This window comes from Mycolicibacterium vinylchloridicum, from assembly GCF_013404075.1.
Lineage (GTDB): Bacteria > Actinomycetota > Actinomycetes > Mycobacteriales > Mycobacteriaceae > Mycobacterium > Mycobacterium vinylchloridicum.
Map to the genome: position 1 here is coordinate 151854 of NZ_JACBJQ010000008.1, position 18949 is coordinate 170802.

At 63.8% G+C, this 18949-nt stretch carries 16 protein-coding genes and 3 pseudogenes; 9 read left to right on the forward strand and 10 right to left on the reverse strand.

What is annotated here, in order from left to right; genetic code table 11:
- Positions 1-220 precede the first annotated feature (220 nt).
- Both HPC46_RS09700 and HPC46_RS09705 read left to right on the forward strand, forming a co-directional pair.
- Positions 221-1705: an APC family permease gene (locus HPC46_RS09700; protein ID WP_179469182.1), complete on the forward strand. Its 1485-nt coding sequence runs from the start codon at positions 221-223 to the stop codon at positions 1703-1705.
- Positions 1702-3039 carry an FAD-binding oxidoreductase gene (locus tag HPC46_RS09705; protein ID WP_179469184.1) on the forward strand — a complete coding sequence of 446 codons (1338 nt, stop codon included), beginning with the start codon at positions 1702-1704 and terminating at the stop codon, positions 3037-3039. The genes HPC46_RS09700 and HPC46_RS09705 overlap by 4 nt, the downstream gene beginning before the upstream one ends.
- Here the strand turns inward: HPC46_RS09705 and HPC46_RS09710 are convergent.
- The 4 genes from HPC46_RS09710 to HPC46_RS09725 all read right to left on the reverse strand — a co-directional run bounded on the left by HPC46_RS09710 (position 3026) and on the right by HPC46_RS09725 (position 6540).
- Positions 3026-3511, reverse strand: coding sequence for a pyridoxamine 5'-phosphate oxidase family protein (locus tag HPC46_RS09710; RefSeq protein ID WP_179469186.1), 486 nt, complete (start codon positions 3509-3511; stop codon positions 3026-3028). The two genes, HPC46_RS09705 and HPC46_RS09710, sit on opposite strands and share 14 nt — an antisense overlap.
- Positions 3508-4011 (reverse strand): DUF4232 domain-containing protein, encoded by a 504-nt coding sequence (locus HPC46_RS09715; protein ID WP_179469188.1) that lies wholly within the window; start codon positions 4009-4011, stop codon positions 3508-3510. Before HPC46_RS09715 ends, HPC46_RS09710 begins: the two co-directional genes overlap by 4 nt.
- A gap of 79 nt (positions 4012-4090) precedes the next feature.
- Complete coding sequence (locus HPC46_RS09720) at positions 4091-5581, reverse strand: glycosyltransferase family 39 protein (protein WP_179469190.1); 1491 nt, start codon at positions 5579-5581, stop codon at positions 4091-4093.
- Positions 5539-6540, reverse strand: coding sequence for an AraC family transcriptional regulator (locus HPC46_RS09725; RefSeq protein WP_325096609.1), 1002 nt, complete (start codon positions 6538-6540; stop codon positions 5539-5541). Before HPC46_RS09725 ends, HPC46_RS09720 begins: the two co-directional genes overlap by 43 nt.
- A gap of 72 nt (positions 6541-6612) precedes the next feature.
- On the opposite strand from HPC46_RS09725, the gene HPC46_RS09730 reads away from it, so the two are divergent.
- Positions 6613-8397, forward strand: coding sequence for an N-acyl-D-amino-acid deacylase family protein (locus HPC46_RS09730; protein ID WP_179469194.1), 1785 nt, complete (start codon positions 6613-6615; stop codon positions 8395-8397).
- 10 nt (positions 8398-8407) lie between these two features.
- Here HPC46_RS09730 and HPC46_RS09735 read toward each other — a convergent pair whose 3' ends face one another.
- Complete coding sequence (locus tag HPC46_RS09735; protein WP_179469196.1) at positions 8408-9472, reverse strand: cadherin-like domain-containing protein; 1065 nt, start codon at positions 9470-9472, stop codon at positions 8408-8410.
- 383 nt (positions 9473-9855) lie between these two features.
- Here HPC46_RS09735 and HPC46_RS09740 point away from each other — a divergent pair, with 383 nt between their 5' ends.
- On the forward strand, positions 9856-10494 hold the full coding sequence (locus HPC46_RS09740; RefSeq protein WP_179469198.1) for a TetR/AcrR family transcriptional regulator: 639 nt from the start codon (positions 9856-9858) through the stop codon (positions 10492-10494).
- Between the two features lie 98 nt (positions 10495-10592).
- Positions 10593-11681 (forward strand): methyltransferase, encoded by a 1089-nt coding sequence (locus HPC46_RS09745; RefSeq protein WP_179469200.1) that lies wholly within the window; start codon positions 10593-10595, stop codon positions 11679-11681.
- On the opposite strand, the gene HPC46_RS09750 is transcribed toward HPC46_RS09745, so the two are convergent.
- Genes HPC46_RS09750 through HPC46_RS09770 form a run of 5 tightly spaced genes read right to left on the reverse strand, consistent with a single transcriptional unit; the run spans position 11678 to position 15128 of the window.
- Entirely contained in the window at positions 11678-12760 is a 1083-nt protein-coding gene (locus HPC46_RS09750; RefSeq protein ID WP_179469202.1) for an NAD(P)H-dependent amine dehydrogenase family protein, read from the reverse strand. The genes HPC46_RS09745 and HPC46_RS09750 overlap by 4 nt on opposite strands.
- Before the next feature lie 9 nt (positions 12761-12769).
- The gene (locus HPC46_RS09755; protein ID WP_179469204.1) at positions 12770-13048 is read right to left on the reverse strand and encodes a cytochrome C oxidase subunit IV family protein; all 279 of its coding nucleotides are present in this window, start codon (positions 13046-13048) and stop codon (positions 12770-12772) included.
- A 3-nt stretch (positions 13049-13051) separates the two neighbouring features.
- Positions 13052-13651: a cytochrome c oxidase subunit 3 family protein gene (locus tag HPC46_RS09760; RefSeq protein WP_179469206.1), complete on the reverse strand. Its 600-nt coding sequence runs from the start codon at positions 13649-13651 to the stop codon at positions 13052-13054.
- Positions 13648-14427: a hypothetical protein gene (locus tag HPC46_RS09765; RefSeq protein ID WP_179469208.1), complete on the reverse strand. Its 780-nt coding sequence runs from the start codon at positions 14425-14427 to the stop codon at positions 13648-13650. Before HPC46_RS09765 ends, HPC46_RS09760 begins: the two co-directional genes overlap by 4 nt.
- Positions 14424-15128, reverse strand: a complete 705-nt coding sequence (locus HPC46_RS09770; RefSeq protein WP_179469210.1) for a hypothetical protein — start codon at positions 15126-15128, stop codon at positions 14424-14426. The genes HPC46_RS09765 and HPC46_RS09770 overlap by 4 nt, the downstream gene beginning before the upstream one ends.
- 135 nt (positions 15129-15263) lie before the next feature.
- Between HPC46_RS09770 and HPC46_RS09775 the strand changes: the two genes are divergently transcribed.
- The 4 genes and pseudogenes from HPC46_RS09775 (at position 15264) to HPC46_RS09790 (ending at position 18701) form a co-directional block, all read left to right on the forward strand.
- Positions 15264-15887, forward strand: a complete 624-nt coding sequence (locus HPC46_RS09775; protein ID WP_325096610.1) for a TetR/AcrR family transcriptional regulator — start codon at positions 15264-15266, stop codon at positions 15885-15887.
- 114 nt (positions 15888-16001) lie between these two features.
- Positions 16002-16472, forward strand: a pseudogene (locus HPC46_RS09780) (DUF222 domain-containing protein); the annotation flags it as partial.
- 203 nt (positions 16473-16675) lie between these two features.
- A pseudogene (locus HPC46_RS09785) lies at positions 16676-17384 on the forward strand (IS3 family transposase).
- An 84-nt stretch (positions 17385-17468) separates the two neighbouring features.
- Positions 17469-18701: pseudogene (locus HPC46_RS09790) on the forward strand (amidohydrolase family protein).
- Positions 18702-18949: the final 248 nt, after the last annotated feature.

Genomic DNA, 18949 nt, shown 5'->3' on the forward strand with positions numbered 1-18949 from the left:
CGCCCGCCCTCTGCGGCAAGGAATCGCCGGACGCCTCGACGAACCCTCACGCCGGGGGCCATGGGCCGACCTCCCGGCTACACAATTTGGCCCATGGGGCGCGGCGAGAACACATACTTCACCCGAAGTCCCGGGCTTCACCTGCGCCATACCTTTGCCGCATGAACACGACGACACGTCGCGGCCAGTGACTACTCACAACGAAGCGAAGGCGAGCCCCATGACACAAGCTCTCGAGGCCAATCTGGCCGCCGATGAATTCTGCGAAGACTGCGGCTACGAGCCGCAACTGAAGCGAACACTGAATGGGTTTCAGGTGTTCGCCATTTCGTTCGCTTCGCTTTCGGTGGCAGTCGGCATCTTCGCCACCTACGACGACGTCCTGCGGGATTCCGGCCCGGTCGGGATCTGGCTGTTCCCCATCGTCGCGATCGGCCAGATCCTGGTCGCGTTGGTCTACGCGCAGTTCGCGGCGCGCATACCGCTGAGCGGTTCGTCGTATGCGTGGGCGTCGAGACTGGCCAGCCCCAAGATCGGTTGGGCATTCGGCTGGCTCGCCGTGATCAGCGCGCTGGCCGGCCCGGTCACGATCGACAACGCGCTGGCGAGCCAATGCCTGATGCCACTACTCAACATGGAGCCGAACGAGACGACCGCGCGGATCATCACCGTGATCATCTTGGCAATCCAGGCAGTGCTGGCCATCGCGGCCACACGCATCGTCGGGTGGGTGAACTCGCTGTCGGTGGGCGTCGAGTTGGGCATCCTGCTGGTGATCGGCATCGCATTGACCGTGGCGATCCTGGTGACCGGCACCGGTACACCGGCCAACCTGTTTTCGCGGGGCATCACCGAGGGCGACCCCAACTTCTTCGTCATCGGCGGCGGCCTGATGGCCGCGTCGATCATGGGCCTGTCCACGCTCGTCGGATTCGAGACAGCGTCCAATATGGCCGAGGAGGCCAAGAATCCGACCCGGAGCGTGCCCCGCGCGATCATCGGATCGGTCACGGCGGCATCGGTGTTGGGCATGCTGTTCGTGATCGTGCTGACCATCTCGATCACCGACATGGCCAAGGTGTCCAAGACCGAGTCGCCGGTCGCCGAAATCATGAACGAACGGTTCGGGCCCGCGTTCGAGCGACCGTTGCTCGCTGCGATCACGCTTGCCTTCTTCGGTGCAGCTCTGGTCAGCATGGTCTCGGGCGCCCGCTACATCTACGCGATGTCGCGTGACGGGCGCTTCCCGGCCTACAAGGTGATGCGCCGGGTGAACCCGAAGACCCACACCCCGATCCCTGCCACGCTGCTGGTGCTCGTGGTCGGCGTGATCCTGATGGCTCTGATGCCGGGTGATGCGCTGCTGCAACTGATTCTGGCCGGCGCGATCGTCACGATCCTCCCCTACCTGATGACGATCATCCTGTACCTGGCGACACGTCACAAACTAGACCGCAAGCCGGGCGGCTTCGACCTCGGGCGCTGGGAGTGGCCCGTCGCGATCGGAGCCCTTGTCTGGGTGGTCATTTCACTCTTCGTCGTGATCGCATCGTCCACGACACCGGCCCCGATCGTGATCGCCTTCGGTCTGTCCGCGGCGGGCGTGCTGTACTTCGCCTATATGTGGAAGTTCGACCGCGAGGTGCTGGAGCACGAACCAGGCGATCCCAACATGTTCGACGAAGAAGTGGTGGAGCAGCCATGAGCGCGTTACTGACCGGTCGGGTGGTTTATCCCGGCGATGCCGGCTACGCCGACGCGAGCCGTGGCTGGAATCACCTTTTCACGCACAAGCCCGCGGCCGTCGTCTTCGCCCGGAACACCGATGATGTCGTCAACGCCATGACGTGGGCGCGGCAACGCGGAGTCCCGTTTCGGGCCCGAAGCGGCGGTCACGCGCTGGAGGGCTGGTCGGGTGTCGACGACGGAGTCGTGATCGATGTCAGTGGGTTGAAGTCGGTGGCGCTCGACGCGCAAGCGCGGACCGCCACCGTCGGCGCCGGACTCAAGCAGTTGGAGGCGGTCACCGCGCTGGGCGAAGCCGGCTTCGCGGCACCAACCGGGACCGAAGGGACTGTCGGGCTCACCGGCGCGACGCTGGGCGGTGGTTTTGGCCTGCTCACCCGTCTGTACGGCATGGCGTCGGACAATCTGCTCGCAGCCGAGGTCGTCCTCGCATCAGGCGAGGTGGTCGTCGCCGACGAGCGGAACCACCCGGATCTGTTGTGGGCGTTGCGCGGTGCGGGCAACGGCAACTTCGGCATCGTTACCTCGCTGACCTACCGGATTCATCCACTCACACAGGCGATCTTCGTCGTCGCGACGTGGACCGGACTCGAGGACCTCGAGGCGGTCTTCGAGCTGTGGCAGCACTCCGCCCCCTATGCCGACCATCGGCTCACCAGCCAGCTCGAGATCGAGCGGGACAGGTTTGCGATGCACGCTGTCCTTGCCTCCGGGTCGGAAGCCGAAGCATTGCAGCTTCTTTCACCAATGCTGTCCGTCGGCCATCCTGAGGTTGTGGTGCAAGACGGGACGTGGCCGCAGATCTACGCGGGCTTCCAGATCCCGATCGACCACGAGCCGGCGAACTGGAAGTTCACCTCGCAGTTCATGACCGAGCAGCTGCCACCTGAAGCGATACGTGCCATCGCCTCGTTCGTGGCGAAGGCACCGCCGGGGTGCAACTACTTCACCAACGCCCTTGCCGGGGCGGTGCTCACCAGCGAGCCAGCCGGCGGATCGGCCTATGCGCACCGAAAGGCGCTGTACTACGCCGAACCCGGCGCCGGCTGGGGTGTCCGGGGCGGGCAGCCCGCGTCGCACGAGGAGACGGCAACGTATCTGACGTGGGTCGCTGAGTTCACCGAAGCGATGCAGCCCTACGCCAACGGCGCCTATGTCAACGTGCCCAATGCCGGTGTGCCGGAATGGGAACGCGACTACTGGGGTGCCAACGTGGAACGGCTGCGCGAGATAAAGGCCGCCTACGACCCGGAGAATGTGTTGTCGTTCGAGCAGAGCATCAGGCCCCGTTGACGAGCTCCGCCAGGAATGCAGGCAGCCGCCCTGCGCCGAAGTCGTAGAACCGCGCCCACACCGGCTCGATCGAGATGCGAACCATCTGCGGATAGGTCGCCTGAACGTTGCGTTCGAACTCCGCGAGTTCGTCGCCGTCCATCGAGCTCCGCGCCGATGCGAGGTACTCCTCGGTGACGCCGTCGACGGTCTCCAGCGTGGCGAGGCCCCGTATCAAGAGCGCCTTGGCCTCCTCCGGGCTAGAGCCACCGTCGATGGTCAAGGCCACCTGCGGACGCGACGCCAGCGCGCGGGCTTTCGGGGACGTCGGCGCGGTGGAGACGACAATGCGCTCACCGGTCCAGTGGAACCCGACCGGGATCACCCGCGGAAAGCCGTCATGCCCGTTGTAAGCCAGCCGGGCCATCGCGCCGGACAGCAGTTCCGCAGCGCCCGGTTCGCCAAGCTCGCGAGCCAGTTCCTCCGCATTCATTCGGCCGCAGCCTGAAAGGGTCCGATATACGTGCCGGGGTGGGTCGCCCCGTCCTGCCGAGCGACCGGAACGCCGCCGGCGATCCACGGAGTCTCGAGCCGGCCTGGCGCATTGGGCAGGCTCACCGCGATCGTGCTGGGCACCCAGCCGGTTGGGTCCGCCAGGAAGGTCAGCCGGCTGGTCGCCAAGCCGCCGGGCCCGAGAGCGACCGGCTGAGGATCGCCGGCCTGCTGCGGGAGCTGATAGTCCGGACCCCACATGGGGTCGTCGGGACCGATCAGATCGACATCGGGATAGCCGAGCAATTCGCATGACCGGGTCGAGGTATTCGTGACGATCACGTCGAAGTGAATCTGCGTCGCGTCGCCAGGAGAAGCGGGCGCACTGGTGTTCAGGCTCACCGAATCGGTTGTACACGATGGCAATGCCGCTGCTGTCGGACTGGCGACTACTGGAGTGATCACAGCGGCGACCGCGGCCACAGAGAACTTGACTAACATTGTTTCGGCCTTTCCGCGTTCGAAGTCCTTCGACGCCGGCGAATGAACCTTAGCCCGTGCCCGGTCCGCAGGGTAAGGATCAGTCGCGCGCAATCCGGAAGAGTCGCATCTTGTTTGGATCGTTGCCCGGCACGTCAACGGGTGTCAGTCGAGTGTCTTCGCCGATCTCCTCGAAGTTCGGCCAGGCCTGGTCGACCAGGATCCAGGTGTCCCGCCCGCCACTGGAGACGTCGCGGTCCATGAAGTGGACGTCACTGCGTTTGACCTTCTGGTACTCGATGGCACTGCGCGAGTAGTAGCGCATCAGCGTGCTGATGTACCCGGGCGCCACGAGGACTTGGCCGGGTGTCTCGCCGTCGGCATGGCGGACGTGGGTCATCAGAAACGCGACGATCGGCCTCGGATCGACGTCCTTGATGGGTGCGCGGTAATAGGCGCTCAGCGAGGGCAACAGGCCGAGGCTGCCGATGCCGACGATCGCGGTGACCGTTCGCGGCGTGAGTTGTGTGCGACTCCAGCCCAGCCCGGCCGCGGCGACCATCAATGGCGTCGCATAGGGCAGATATCGGGCCAGCGTGATGTCGCCTGCCACCGGGACCAGCAGCAGACCGACTAGCACGGGACCATACGCCACGCACGCGAAAAACACGTCACGCTCGTCGCACCTCTGCGCGATCGCGGCGAGCAGCAATACACCGCCGCCTCCGAGCACACCCAAAGTCACCACGTACGACCATGATTGCCACCCCGCCACCTCGTAATAGCCGAATGTCATCCAGCGAAGCTGCGTGGCAGCGTAGCCCGGCAGCTCTGCGATGCGCACCGGAGCGAACCACGCGTTCCACGTGCTGAACCTGACGGCCGCGATCACCCAGGGTGCATAGGCAACCGCCACAACCGCATTCGCGACGAACCATGCCCTCCACGTTCGGCGCGGGACCGCCCGTCGACCACCACCGAACACGAAGTGCAACCAGAGCGCCGCGACCACGAGGGCCGCAAAGTAGTGCAACGACAGTGCTATCGCTGTCGCGATCGCGTAGAGAGCCAGTGGCGAACGCCCTTCTCCCCCCGACTCGATCCAGCGCCGGTACGCCAGGCAGAGGCCCAAAGTCGCTGCCGTCAGCAGTGCATACGCGCGAATTTCCTGGGCGTAGTGCACCTCATGAGGCGATACGACACACCACAGGACGACGGCGTAGCACACCCCCGTCGGCATCGCGCCGTCGACCAGACGGAACAGAAGGTACAGCGCGACCACACTCGCTAGCGCCGAGAGACTTCGCATAGCCGACAGCGAATCGCCCCACATCCAGATCCACGGCTTGAGCAACAAGTAGTAGAGCGGAGGATGGATATCGGTGACGCTGTTCCACATGAGTTGCCGCACTGAGGCTGTTGCGTTCTCCCACGACACAGACTCGTCGAGCCAGATGTTCTTGTCGCCGATCTTCCACACCCGAAGCGCGGCCGCCAGGGCGAGCAGCAGCCACAGCCCCACTCGGCCGCGATGCGGTACACGCGCCATCAGCGAGCTCGAATTGTCTTGCGGTAAGCCGTCGCGCTGCATCCGAACCATCGTCGGCACGATCGGCTCAGCACGCTCTGTTCGGCATAGCCCAGCTCTCGCGCGAGATGCGACAGGCTGATGTCGGTGTCGCGCAGGTAGTGCTCCGCAGTTTCGCGCCGCACGGTGTCGATGAGTTCGGCGAACGTGGTTTTCTCGGCGGACAGGCGGCGATGCAACGCCCGGGGATGCAGATCGAATTGGTCGGCGATCAACTCGATACTGGCCGTGCCGGTGGGCAGCAGTTGGCGGACCATCCGCCGCACCGATTGGGTCATGCCGGGCTCACGGGCAGTGATCCCGGTCAGGTACTGAACGACCGCGTGATGAGCCAGGGCGTCCTGATTCAGGGAACGCTCGAGAGCCGCTGTGCGGAAGGTGAAGCCCGCCAAGGGTTCGGTGAACCTCGGGCGGCAACCGAAGTACGTCAGATAGTCGGCGCGCGCGGTGAGCGGTTCGTGCGGGAGGTGCACCGACAGCGGTGTGTACTGACCGCCGAGCAGGAACCGCAAAATCTGCAACGACACCCCCAGCGATAACTCGGTGGTCTGCGGGTGCGGCGGCGGCCGCTCGATCAGGATCTCGAACGCATAGAACGTCTGTCCGGTTGCAGCGCCCGCCGTCAGGTGCGCCGAGATGGCCGGGCTGTAGGCCGCCAGGAAGGTTTCGACGATCGCGAACGCATCGCCTACGGTGGCCGCGGTACGTGCCGCCACCCCCAGCGGTCCGAGGATCTCGATGCCCTGCCGCAGCGCCAGCCGACGTCCGAAGTCCGGTGTCCGCGTCGCCGTCGCGGCAAGCTCAACGGCGACGATCAGGCTCCGGTAGGGCAGAAAGATCTCATGTTCGCCGATGTCCTGCGGCCGGATGCCGGCGGCACGCAGCAACCCGACCGGATCGCCGCCCAGCTCTTCGACCAGGCGCGAATAGCCCGACAAGGCCGTTCCACGCACTACCGACACGTCATCAAATGTCAAATATTCGTCCGCAACTGTCAAGACTTGGGCATTCTTCCTGACGCATTGTCTAGAACCATGAACTTTGACACCGTGATCCGCAACGGCCGCTGGTTCGATGGCAGCGGCGCCCCCTCCGCGATCCGCAACATCGGAATCCGCAACGGCCACGTCGCCGCGATCAGCGCGCAGCCGCTCGACGAGTCGGGTTGCCCCGAGGTGATCGACGCCGACGACAAGTGGGTGCTGCCCGGCCTGGTCGACATCCACACCCACTACGACATCGAGGTGCTCGGCGCCCCCTCCCTGTCGGAGTCGCTCCGCCACGGGGTGACGACAGTACTGGTCGGTTCGTGCTCACTGTCGACGGTCCACGTCGACGGCGACGACGCCGGTGATCTGTTCGGGAGGGTGGAAGCGATCCCCCGCGACAACGTCATCGACGCGATCGACCGGCACAAGACCTGGAGCACCTGCGAGCAGTACATCGCCGCGCTCGAAGCGCGGCCTTTGGGGCCCAATATCGCCGCGTTCATCGGCCATTCGGATATGCGCGCCGCCACCATGGGACTGGACCGCTCGACCCGCAAAGAGGTGCGGCCCACCACGGCCGAGCAGGCCCGAATGGAGCAGATGCTCACCGAGGCGCTTGACGCCGGATTCGTCGGAATGTCCTCGCAACAATTGCTATTCGACAAACTCGACGGCGAGATCTGCCGCTCGCGCACCCTGCCGTCGACGTATGCCAAGCCACGAGAACTGCGCCGGCTGAAGTCGATACTTCGCCGCAGCGAACGAGTTCTGCAGGCCGGCCCCGACATACAGAATCCGCTGGACGTCGCCTCCCAGGTGGCCCAGTCGCTCGGCATCTTCCGCAAGCGGCTCAAAACCAGCCTGCTCGCGGCGGCCGACGTGAAGGCGAACCCCCTGCTGATCGCGACGATGGGCCCGGGAGCGCGCCTGGTCAACATGCTCGGCGGCGACTTCCGCTGGCAGCATCTGCCGGTGCCGTTCGAGGTGTACGCCGACGGCATCGACCTGGTGATCTTCGAGGAGTTCGGCTCCGGAGCAGCCGCCATGCATCTGAAAGAGCAAGTGGCCCAGCGTAATGACATGTTGCGGGACGAGGAATACCGGCGGTGGTTCCGCAAGGACTACGACAACACGTTCGGGCTCCGGGTGTGGCATCGGGACTTCTTCGATGCCGAAATCGTCGAGTGCCCTGACGTATCGGTGATCGGACAGTCATTCGGCCAGGTCGGAATCGACCGCGGCGGGCTGCATCCCGTCGACGCGTTCCTCGATCTGGTCGTCGAACACGGGACGGCACTGCGGTGGCGCACCACCGTGTCCAATCACCGCCCGGAGGTACTCAAGAAGATGGCCCGTCAGCCGGGTATTCAGATGGGCTTCTCGGATGCCGGCGCGCACCTGCGCAACATGGCCTTCTATAACTTCGGGCTGCGATTGCTCCGGCACGTACACGACGCGCAGAAGGCCGGCACCCCGTTCATGACCACCGAGGAGGCGGTGCACCGGCTGACCGGCGAACTAGCTGACTGGTATCAGATCGATGCCGGCCATCTTCGCATCGGCGACCGAGCCGACTTGCTGATCGTCGACCCGCAACGCCTCGACGCGTCACTCGACAGCTATCACGAGGAGAAGGTCGACCAGTACGGTGGGCTGTCGCGGATGGTCAACCGCAACGCGGACACCGTCAGCGCCGTATTCGTCGCCGGCCGTGCGGTGTTCGTCGATGGTCAACCCACCGAAGTCGTTGGCACGCAGCGCACCGGGAGCTTCCTGCGGGCGAAGACGACGACTCCCGCGCCGAGCCGACGCGCCACACTTGGGGTGTGAGCGAGGTCCGTCAGCCCGCGGCGACACCGGTCGGGGGCTCATCCACCTCCGGCGGGACCGGAACGACAATGGTGACGGTCGTGTTGCCGCCATGACCGTCCCAGACGGAGATGGTGAAGCTGTCATGCGTGACGGCAAAGGGCGCGCCCAACGCTGCCGCACGGTGACGTTGGTCGGTCGTCGGGTTGTAGGTGAACGAGCCGTCGCTGTACACATCGACGGCGCCGCCGCCCGTGCTCATCGGGCTCGAGCTGTAGGTCAACGTGTCCAGATCGGGATCGCTGACGCCGGTGACGGATCCGGTGACCACTCCGATGACGTCGTCGACTTGCAGACCGGTTATCGCACCGCCGGTGGGATTGCCGTTGATCGGACTGACGGGCACGCTGATCGTGGCGGTGGCGATGCCACCGTAGCCGTCGCTGGCGCTGACCGTGAAGGTGTCGGTCGTTACGGTGTCAGGCGCATTGACAGCCGCTGCTGCATGCCGGATATCAGCGGTGGGCGTGTACGTGAACGAGCCGTCGGCGTTGACCGAGACCAAGCCCCCCAGTGAACTCGTGCTGGCCCCAACGAAATTCAGACTGTCATGGTTGGGGTCGGTGGCGTGGATCTGACCACTCAGTGATCCGTCGGCCGCGACCGTGCCGGCGGTGGACCCGACGACGGTCGGTGGCTGATTGGTCGCCACGACATCGACGCTCACAACCGTGGTGGTCGTGTCCGCTCCACTGATCCCGAAACGCCTTGCCAGAGTGTGAATTACGGACTGGAGGTTACCCAGCAGGCCGGGGAGCCGGTAGGCGCTACCGTTATCGGCGGTGACGGTGAAGTTCACCGTTCCACCCAGGTGGCTTGTGCTCGCGTCGGGAGTGACGACGAAGGTGCCGTCGGCGTTCACCTCAACCAGCCCGTTTCCGGGTTGGCTGACCGTGTATGTCAGCCTGCCACCGGAGCCGTGAAGGTCGCCGGTGATGACGCCGGTCAGGGGATCTTGGGACGTCTGAACCGGCGTGACGGTGGGAGGCTTGTTGAACAGGGTGTAGCCCACCTCGCGGCGGACCCAGCGCAGCACCGAGTTGAGGGACGTGTGTGGAGTGCTCCTCGGGCCTGTCATCGCGGGCGGGCGAATTGGATTGACTCGTGTGGTCGCCGCCGATGCTGTCGTATGACGGCCGGGCACCGCGGGTCCCGACTTGGTACCGGAAGTGTGGCCTTCTCTACCACTGTGCCCCGTATCTGCGTGAGCTACCGGCGACCCGCTGGCCAGAGCCGCGCCGATGCCGATCGTGATGACACCGGCCCCCAGCCAAACCGCCGGCTTTCCGACCTGCCGAGCCCGTTGCTGTCGAGCGCAGGGGCGTTCCGCGCTTTTTTCAATGGCCGATGAAATCATAGCGGCAGCGTAAGCGACCCGGAAGGATATTTCAATAGCCGTTTAAATGATATCGTCGACACATGCCCTCACGTGCAGCGATGGACAAGCGGCGCGGCCGACGCCAAGGCGAGCCGGTCTCGCGGGACGTGGTCCTACGCGCGGCGAAGCGGGAGTTCGCCAAGCAGGGATACGAGAAGACGACGTTGCGCGCGATCGCCGACGAGGCTCGCGTCGATCCGTCGATGGTGCTCTATCTGTTCGGCTCGAAGGCCGAGTTGTTTCGCGAATCCATGAAGCTGGTTCTCAACCCCGAGCTCTTCACGGCCCAATTGGCGGCAGGTCCCGACGGTGAGCTGGGGTGCCGCATTGTTCGGGCGTACCTCACCATCTGGGAACAGCCCGACACTGCGGCGAGCATGGTGTCGATGCTGCAATCCGCAACATCGAACAGCGACGCGCACGACGCGTTTCGGGAGTTTCTCCACAGCTACGTCATGACTGCGGTCAGCGATGCGCTGGGGGGTTCGGACGATGCACGATTGCGCGCAATGCTTGCGGCGACCAGCCTGGTCGGAACGGCGATGCTCCGCTACGTCATGCAGGTGCCGCCGCTTTCCACATTGGACGTCGACCAAGTGGTCACGCTCGTCGGCCCGTCGGTGCACCGATATCTCAGCGCCCCCGCTGAAGAGTTGGGCATGGAGGCACCGTCGCGCTGAGTTACGCGGCGCCCCTTCCGTTTTGCCCAAATCGGAGCACCAGATTTATTGCAAGCATACACTTGCATTCACGCTCGCGCAGCATTACGGTCGGTCACGTGACGTCCACACGAGTACCACCGGCGAAAGTCTCCCGAGTGATCGAACGGGTGCGCCATCGCCTGTTCCGGCTCAACCAGTGCGCGGTACCGCCGCCCGCCGCGATGATGGAACTGATCATGGGCGGCTGGGTTGCCCAGACCATCACCGCCGCAGCCGATCTGGGCATTGCCGACGCACTTGCCGCCGGTCCCGCTTCGAGCGAGCAGCTTGCCCGCCAGCTCAACGTTGATGCAGATGCGTTGCGGCGGATGCTTCGTGCCCTGATCGGAATCGGAGTCTTTCGGCAGCGTCGCGACGGGCGCTACGACCTCACCGCGCTCGCGGACACGTTGCGGACCGACTCCCCCGTCTCCATGGCCGGCCTGGCCCGATGGGTGGGCTCACCACAGCATCGCGAACACTGGAGCCACCTCAGCGACGCGGTGCGATCGGGAACGGCGACGGTTCCCCAACTGCGCGGAAAACCGGTGTTCGAATATCTGGCGGACGAACCAGAGCTCGCTGAAATCTTCAACGCTGCGATGACCGGTGTGTCCGACTTCGCGATCGCCCCTGTGGTAGGCGCCTACGACTTCCGCCGTTTCGGCACGATCGCCGACATCGGCGGAGGCCATGGCCGGCTGCTCGCCGCGATTCTCGAATCCGCGCCGCAGGCACAAGGACTGCTCTTCGACCTGCCCCACGTCGTCGCCAAAGCACCCGCCCTCCTTCGGAAGAACGGGGTTGAAAAGCGCACTCAGATCGTCGGCGGGTCGTTCTTCGATTCCGTGCCCGCAGGGGCTGACGCCTATGTGCTCAAGAACGTGATCCACGATTGGCCCGACGAGGACGCCGTGCGCATTCTGCGATCAGTCCGCGCAGCGACCCACCCGGGAGCGCGAATTTTGCTGATCGAGTTCGTGATCCCCGACCATGACAGGAATTTCCACGGGAAGTGGGTCGACCTCGAGATGCTCGTCGTAGCAGACGCGCGCGAGCGCACTGCCGCTGAGTACCGTCGCCTGCTCAATCAAGCCGACCTGCGGCTTGATCGAATCGTGGATACGGCCGGGCCGATCAGCATCATCGACGCAATCGCGAGCTAGCCGTGCCGGGTCAGCCCCGGTAGCAGTTGCACCCCCAGCTCGAGGTGCGTCTTGAGTCCCGGCGGTGCCGCGCACACCGCGGGGATCACGTTCACGGCGGACATGGCGGTCCACGTGTAGCCGGGGTGCGCGATATCGCCGTTCTCGTCGGGCTCGCCCTGCAGGGTGATCTCGGTGGCCGGGTCGCCCTTGATGACCACCCGATACTTGTTGGTGCCCCAGGCCCATCGAGGTTCGATGACGTCGTCACCCATGGTGTAGAGCGCATGGAACTGCACCAGTGGCCTGCCACTGCACCAGGCTGTCCACGTGTGATGTTGCGCGCCAACCGTTCCCGCCGGGATCACACCGCGGAGATCCGGGACATCGCTGTCGGGCGTTCCGGCGTAGGCGATGTCGGTCGTGGCGACCGCGATCTCAACCTCGGATGTCATATCGTCGATGGATTCGCCCAATCCCCGCGCGACCATCGCCATGGACTGCGCGAAGTACGGTAATGACGAGCCCAAAAGGCTTGGCTGGGAACATAATACCTCGGGCTCGAGGCCGAAGCCCATCAGCTGGATGTACTTGGAGGGATAGTCGCTGAAGTTGACGACCTCAGACACCTGGACCTGATCGACGCGGCTGACCAGCCGGGAGGTGATCAAGGGCAGCAGGTCGCCGGCGAAACCCGGATGAATCCCGCCCGCGTGATAGGACACACCACCCTCGGCACAAGCCTGCTCGATCCGCTCGGCATCGGCGGCCGTCACATCCGTCGGGTAATACACCCCTGCCGTGGCGACGACGTTCTTGCCCGATCGCAGCAGCCGGCACACGACGTCGGTGTCCGGCCAGATCGGGGTGTAGAACACGCAATCCGCGTCCATCGCGACGATCGCCTCGACGTCATCGGTCGCAACCACGCCCGAGGGGCCACCACCGGCGATGTCACCGGCGTCCCGACCCACCTTGTCCGGGTCGTAGACCAGCACGCCGACCAACTCATACGCCGGACTCTGCACGAAATGCCGCAGAGCGGCCTTGCCCACACTGCCGGTTGCCCACTGAATTACCCGGTACCGTCGTTCACCCACGCTTGTCCCCTACAGATAGACGAAGTAGAACCCCAGCAGAAGCACGAACAGTCCGAGCAGCCAACTCATCGTGGTCACCTTCAGCCATACCGGTGCGCGGCGAACCTCCATGAAATGCCAGATCACCAATTGCGCTTTTGCCGCGGCAATCACCAACACGACGACGGTCACCGTCGGGTTGAGCACATGTGTTGCGCCGCCGTTGCGCGCGGTCAGCCATGACACCGCGGTTACCAGCGTGAGCACCGCCCACACGACGGTCAGCGGATTACGGACAGCGGACGTCACGGGTCACCTCATCAGGTAGAGCAGCGCGAACAGGACAAGCCACAGAACGTCGACCATGTGCCAGTAGGTGGCGCCCGTCTCCACGAAGGAAATCCGGGGTGCCGCCGGTCCCCTGAGGTTCCGGATGACAAAGCTGAGGATGACAAGGCCGAGGAGAACGTGACACAGGTGCATGCCCGTCATCACGAAGTAGTACATGAAGAACAGGTTGGTGCCCGGCGTGGACCCCGCGATGATCTCGGGAACGTATTCGAACACCTTGAACAGCGGGAAGGTGGCGCCAACGCCCAGCGCAATCCAGAAGAGCCGCAGCGCTTCCGGGGTTCGGCCGGCCCGAGCTGCCGATGTACCGAGCGCAACGAACAGCGAACTGGTGAGCAGCACGATCGTGTTGATTGCGCCGATGTCCAGGTTCAGCTTCGCCTGCCCCTGCAGAAACATCGCGTGGTCCTGACCGCGGTAGTACATGTAGGCGACGAAGTAGACGCCGAAGATCAGCAGGTCACCGATGACGAAGAACCACATGCTGGACTCACCGGGAATGTGATTGCGCACCTTGCTGTCTGGATGCGGGGTTCCGATGCTCTCGGCGAGTTCGGTCATGCGGTGGCCTTCAGCCGCGGATTGGATATCGCCGGATCGCTTTCAAGCCAAGCGTTCTCGAGTTCGCCGTCGGGCTGGTTCTTGATAGCGCGATAGATGCAGACGTACACGATGAATTGCCACGAGACATAGAGGACCATCGCAAACCAGAAGGTCATCAGACCGTTCCACGCGAAGGGACCTGACTTGGAGATCCATACCGGCGCCGCCATGAGCTCGGTGACGTACTGCCATACGGTGTAGTAGCCCAGCCATTTCGGCAGGATGGTGTTCTGGTCGAGAATGATCGCCATCCCGAATGCCATCCACATGACGCAGAAGCACCCCAGTGACCCGATGTACGCCAGATAGCCGAAGTCATAGAGCATTTCCAGCGTCGATGCCGAGTACCCGGGCCGGAAGGCGCCGAGGCCGAAACAGAACATCGGGAAGAGCATGCCGACGATCGCACCGGTCATGGAGCCGACCATCATCGAGTACCGGAACACCGGACTGACCGACATGCGTTTGACCTGGCTCAGATACACGGCATTCGAGACCGGCGCCAGGCCGAACGACAGCGTGAGGATCGCGCAGGCGATGAGCAGATTGTGCGACTGCATGAACTCGACGATCTGAGGCGTGGAGGCGCTTGGCGATCGCGGTGGCATCATCCAGCTCAGCGGCACGAAGACGATGCCGAACAGGTTGAAGAAGAACGGGACGCTCCAAAACGCAATCCACTGATCGAGTTTCCGGTTCGTGCGGCGCGGTGCCGTCACGATCCCGTCGGTCACGCGAGAACTTCCCGTTCGGCGCCTTGACGATTGACGACACGAAGAAGAACCACGAATGTCACCGCGATGAAGGTGGCGAGCACGATCAGGCGCAGTGTGTACGACACTGCGCCGTTCCACGCGAGGGGGCCCGACTTGTACAGAACCGAGAACGCGCTGGGAATCAACAGGACAGCGATGGCAATGCTGAAATGCGCCATCCAGCGCGGAAAGATCGGGTCCGGTCGGGCATCGAGATAGATGCTCACTGCAAGACAGAGGTTCTGCACGATGATCGTGCCGACCGGTGCGATGAAGAAGAACCACGCCATGTCGTTCAGCAGACTGATCAGTTCGGGGTCACGGTCCGGCCGAAACGCCGCCACCCCCCAGCAATAGTCGGCGAGGATGAACGCCGTGGTGCCTATTCCCACACAGATGATGTAGGCGTAGGTGAAGACGCTGCTCGACGTGGCGATGCGAGAGATCTGCACAGCGGTGACGGCGAACAGGGGAACCAGTGACCCGGCGATCAGGTTGCACAAAATCACGACGCCGAGGATGCCGGTGTTGTTGTCCCTGAAGAAGGTCGCGACCTCCTCCGGGGTCAGCGTCGGCGACAGCGGCGGCGAGAAGATCGGGAACAACAGGTAGGCCAGCACCAGCAGAACCGCCGCGGGCGGTGTCGTCCACAACAGGATTCGTTGGCCTCGGGTGTTCATCGACACCGTCTAGGTCTAACACGTTCACTGTCAGATGACAACGAAATTCACAAAGAACACAGTTGGCGGGCGCACGGGGGAAGATTTTTCGCTGACGCTCTTCAGCGAATGCGAAGATTACGGCACAATGGGCGGGTGCAGGAAAGCCCCACCGGCCGCGAGGCCCAGCGACGGAGAACACGTGCCCGCGTCCTCGGCGCCGCCATCGAGGAGTTCCAGCGCGCCGGCGCCAATGGCGCGGACATCAACGCCATCGCCGAGGCGGCGGGCGTCTCGCGGAGCACGTTCTACTTTCACTTCCCGACCAAGGAACATGTGCTGATCGAACTGATTCGCGGCGAAGAGGATCGCCTGGCCGAGGAGCTCAGCCGGTTCCTCGACGCCCCCCACGACCTGTCGGCGGTGTTGTACGAGATCGTCAGGCTTGTGCTGGCACTCGAAGAGCGTTGGGGCTTGACCCTTTTCCGCGATACCACCAGCCTCTATTTCTCACCGACACTGCCGCAGGAAGAAAACTGGATACAGCACCCCAGCTTCGTACTGCTGGCTGCCGAGATCGAGCGGGCGCGACATCGCGGCGAACTCTACGACGATGTCGACGCCTACCACAGCGCGGCCTTCTTCCTCGTCGGCCTCTACGCCCTGCTGACCACGAACCGAGAATCGAATGCCGAACGCCGCGAGGTCTTAAGGAAATTCGTGCGGAGCAGCCTCCGGAGCATGCAACGGGTACCGATGCCGGCCGACGAGGTGACGTAGGCGAGAAAAGAACCAAGGCCTCCGCCGCAGGGAAGGCCTGACGCTCGTTCCCACATTGCAGGCGTAGAACGCGCGCGGCCGAAACTTGTCGTACCTCACTGTCATGATGTCGTTATGTCCTCGACTGCGGTGCTCAGTTCCAAGGAGCGTCTTGAGGGGTTGTTCGAGGAGTTGGCGGAGTTGGCCGGTCAGCGCAACGCGATCGATGGGCGCATCGTGGACATCGTGGCCGAGATCGATCGTGACGGGATCTGGGGCAATACCGGTGTCCGCTCGATTCCGGCGTTGGTGGCCTGGAAGCTGGGCACCTCCGCGGCGAATGCCAAAGCGATTTCGGCTGTCGCGCACCGGGTTGCGGAGTTCCCCCGCTGCGTGGCGGCCTTGCGGGAGGGTCAGCTGTCGGTGGATCAGGTCAGCGTCATCGCCGAACGCGCCGCCGAGGGTTCTGATGAGCACTACGCCCAGCTGGCGTCGGTGGCCTCGGTCAGCCAACTGCGCACCGCGGTTAAGTTGGAGCCGCGACCCACACCGAAATCAGGTCCGCCACCGGATCCGCCACGCTCGATCCACAAAACCCTGGGCGAGTGTAGGTTCTCGCGCTGAGTGGCGGACAGCGCCAGTCGTGCCTGCGGCGTTGTGAGCTTCTCACCGATTTGGCGTAGCCGGCATTCTCATGATGATGGCGGATCCTAGAACCACACGGTTTTCCACGAACTACGCCGGGACTGCCCCCAGTTTGGTTGACTCCTGACCTGTGAGGATTCGTCCTTGCTGGCAGGATCAACCTTGTGCCGACACCGTTTCCCGCCGAGTTCCGTGCCGACGTCATCGCCGTGGCCCGCAAGGGCGAGGCGCCGCTGCGCCAGATCGCGAAGGACTTCGGCATCTCGGAGGCCCAGGAACGCATCTGGTCGATCTTCGCCAAGAAACGAGGACTGAACCGCCGATCAGGGCCTCCCGTGCATGACGACCTCGTGCAACGTCAGTTCAGCGCCCACGCTCCCACCAGGTCTGGCTGGCCGACATCTCCGAGCACCGCACCGATGAAGGCAAGCTCTACCTCTGCGCCATCAAAGACGTCTACTCCAACCGGATTGTCGGCTACTCGATCGACTCCCGAATGAAGTCTTCGTTGGCCGTGGCGGCGCTGGAGCACGCAGTGGCGCTGCGCTCACCGGTTGCGACGATCGTCCATTCCGACAGAGGCAGCCAGTTCCGATCGCGAAAGTTGTCCACGCACTGTCACACAACGGATTACACGGATCAATGGGCCGCGTCGGAGCATGCGGGGACAACGCGGCGATGGAGTCATTCTTCGTCCTGCTGCAACGCAACGTCCTCGACCGACGACGCTGGGCAACCCGCGCCGAACTCCGACTGGCGATCGTCACGTGGATCGAGCGGACCTACCACCGCCGCCGGCGCCAACGCGCCCTCGGCAGACTCACCCCGATAGAGTTCGAACTGCTCCACACACCGGCCGCAACCGCGGCCTGAAATTCACACCCCGCGAGTCAACTGAACCCGGGGCAGTCCCTGATCTTGATTTCGGTGGACGATCACATCATCGAACCACCGAGCATGTTCAACAACCACTTGCCAGAGAAGTACAAGAACGAGGCTCCCGGGCTCGTGCACAATCCGGATGGCTCCCACACATGGCAGTTCCGCGACATCGTCATCCCGAACGTCGCGCTCAACGCAGTGGCCGGCAGACCGAAGGAAGAGTACGGACTCGAACCCCAGGGCCTGGACGAGATCCGCAAGGGCTGCTACGACGCCGGCGAGCGCGTCAAGGACATGAATGCCGGTGGGTCCTCGCGACCATGAACTTTCCGTCGTTCCCGGGTTTCGCCGCCCGCCTCTTCGCTACCGAGGACGCGGACTTCTCGCTCGCTTTGGTGCGGACCTACAACGACTGGCACATCGACGAATGGTGCGGTAGCCACCCCGGCCGGTTCATCCCGATGGCGATTCCGGCGATCTGGGACCCTGTCCTGTGTGCACAGGAGGTCCGGCGGGTGTCGGAGAAGGGCGTGCACTCGCTGACGTTTACCGAGAACCCGTCCACGCTCGGCTAACCTTCATTTCACGACCTGGAGTACTGGAAGCCGTTGTGGGACACACTTTGTGACACCGAGACGGTGATGAACGTGCACATCGGCTCGTCGGGCCGTCTGGCGATAACCGCACCGGACGCACCGATGGACGTGATGATCACGCTGCAACCGATGAGCATCGTGCAAGCCGCCGCGGACCTCTTGTGGTCGCGCCGATCAAGGCCTACCCCGCACTGAAGATCGCGCTGTCCGAGGGCGGCACCGGATGGATCCCCTATTTCCTGGACCGCGTAGACCGCACCTTCGAGATGCACGCCACATGGACGCACCAGGACTTCAACGGCAAGAAACCGTCGGAGGTTTTCCGCGAACACTTCATGACGTGTTTCATCTCCGATCCCATCGGCATCAAGAACCGTCACGAGATCGGGGTCGACAACATCTGTTGGGAAATGGACTACCCGCACAGCGACTCGATGTGGCCCAGGGCCCCCGAAGAACTATCCGCCGTGTTCGACAAGTACGACGTCCCCGATGACGAGATCAATAAGATCACCTACGAGAACGCCATGCGCCTATACCATTTCGAACCGTTCCAGCATATCCCCAAAGAACAGGCCACTGTCGGCGCCTTGCGCCAGGAGGCCCAGGGCCACGACGTGTCAGTGCGGGCGCTCAGCACCCGCGAGAAGACTGAGACCAGCTTCGCTGATTTCGCCTCAACGCCAAGGCAGTTTCGGGCGCGCGGGACTGAGCCGGCGACCATCGCCTCCACTCCTGGCCGTCTGTTCAGGACGGGCGGGGCGGGTCATCTCAGTTATGGCCGCGCTTCCAGTGTGCGGACTTAGTCGGCTCCTCGAGTTTGGTGAGGTTGTCCCGGTCTTCGTGGAATTTGAGGTGGCGGTCCCTCACCTGATGCCCGCCAGATGGTAGGTCTTCGGGTGAACGACCAAGTACACCTCGAAGAAGGAGTAAGGGACCGCCATGAAGACCGTACCTACT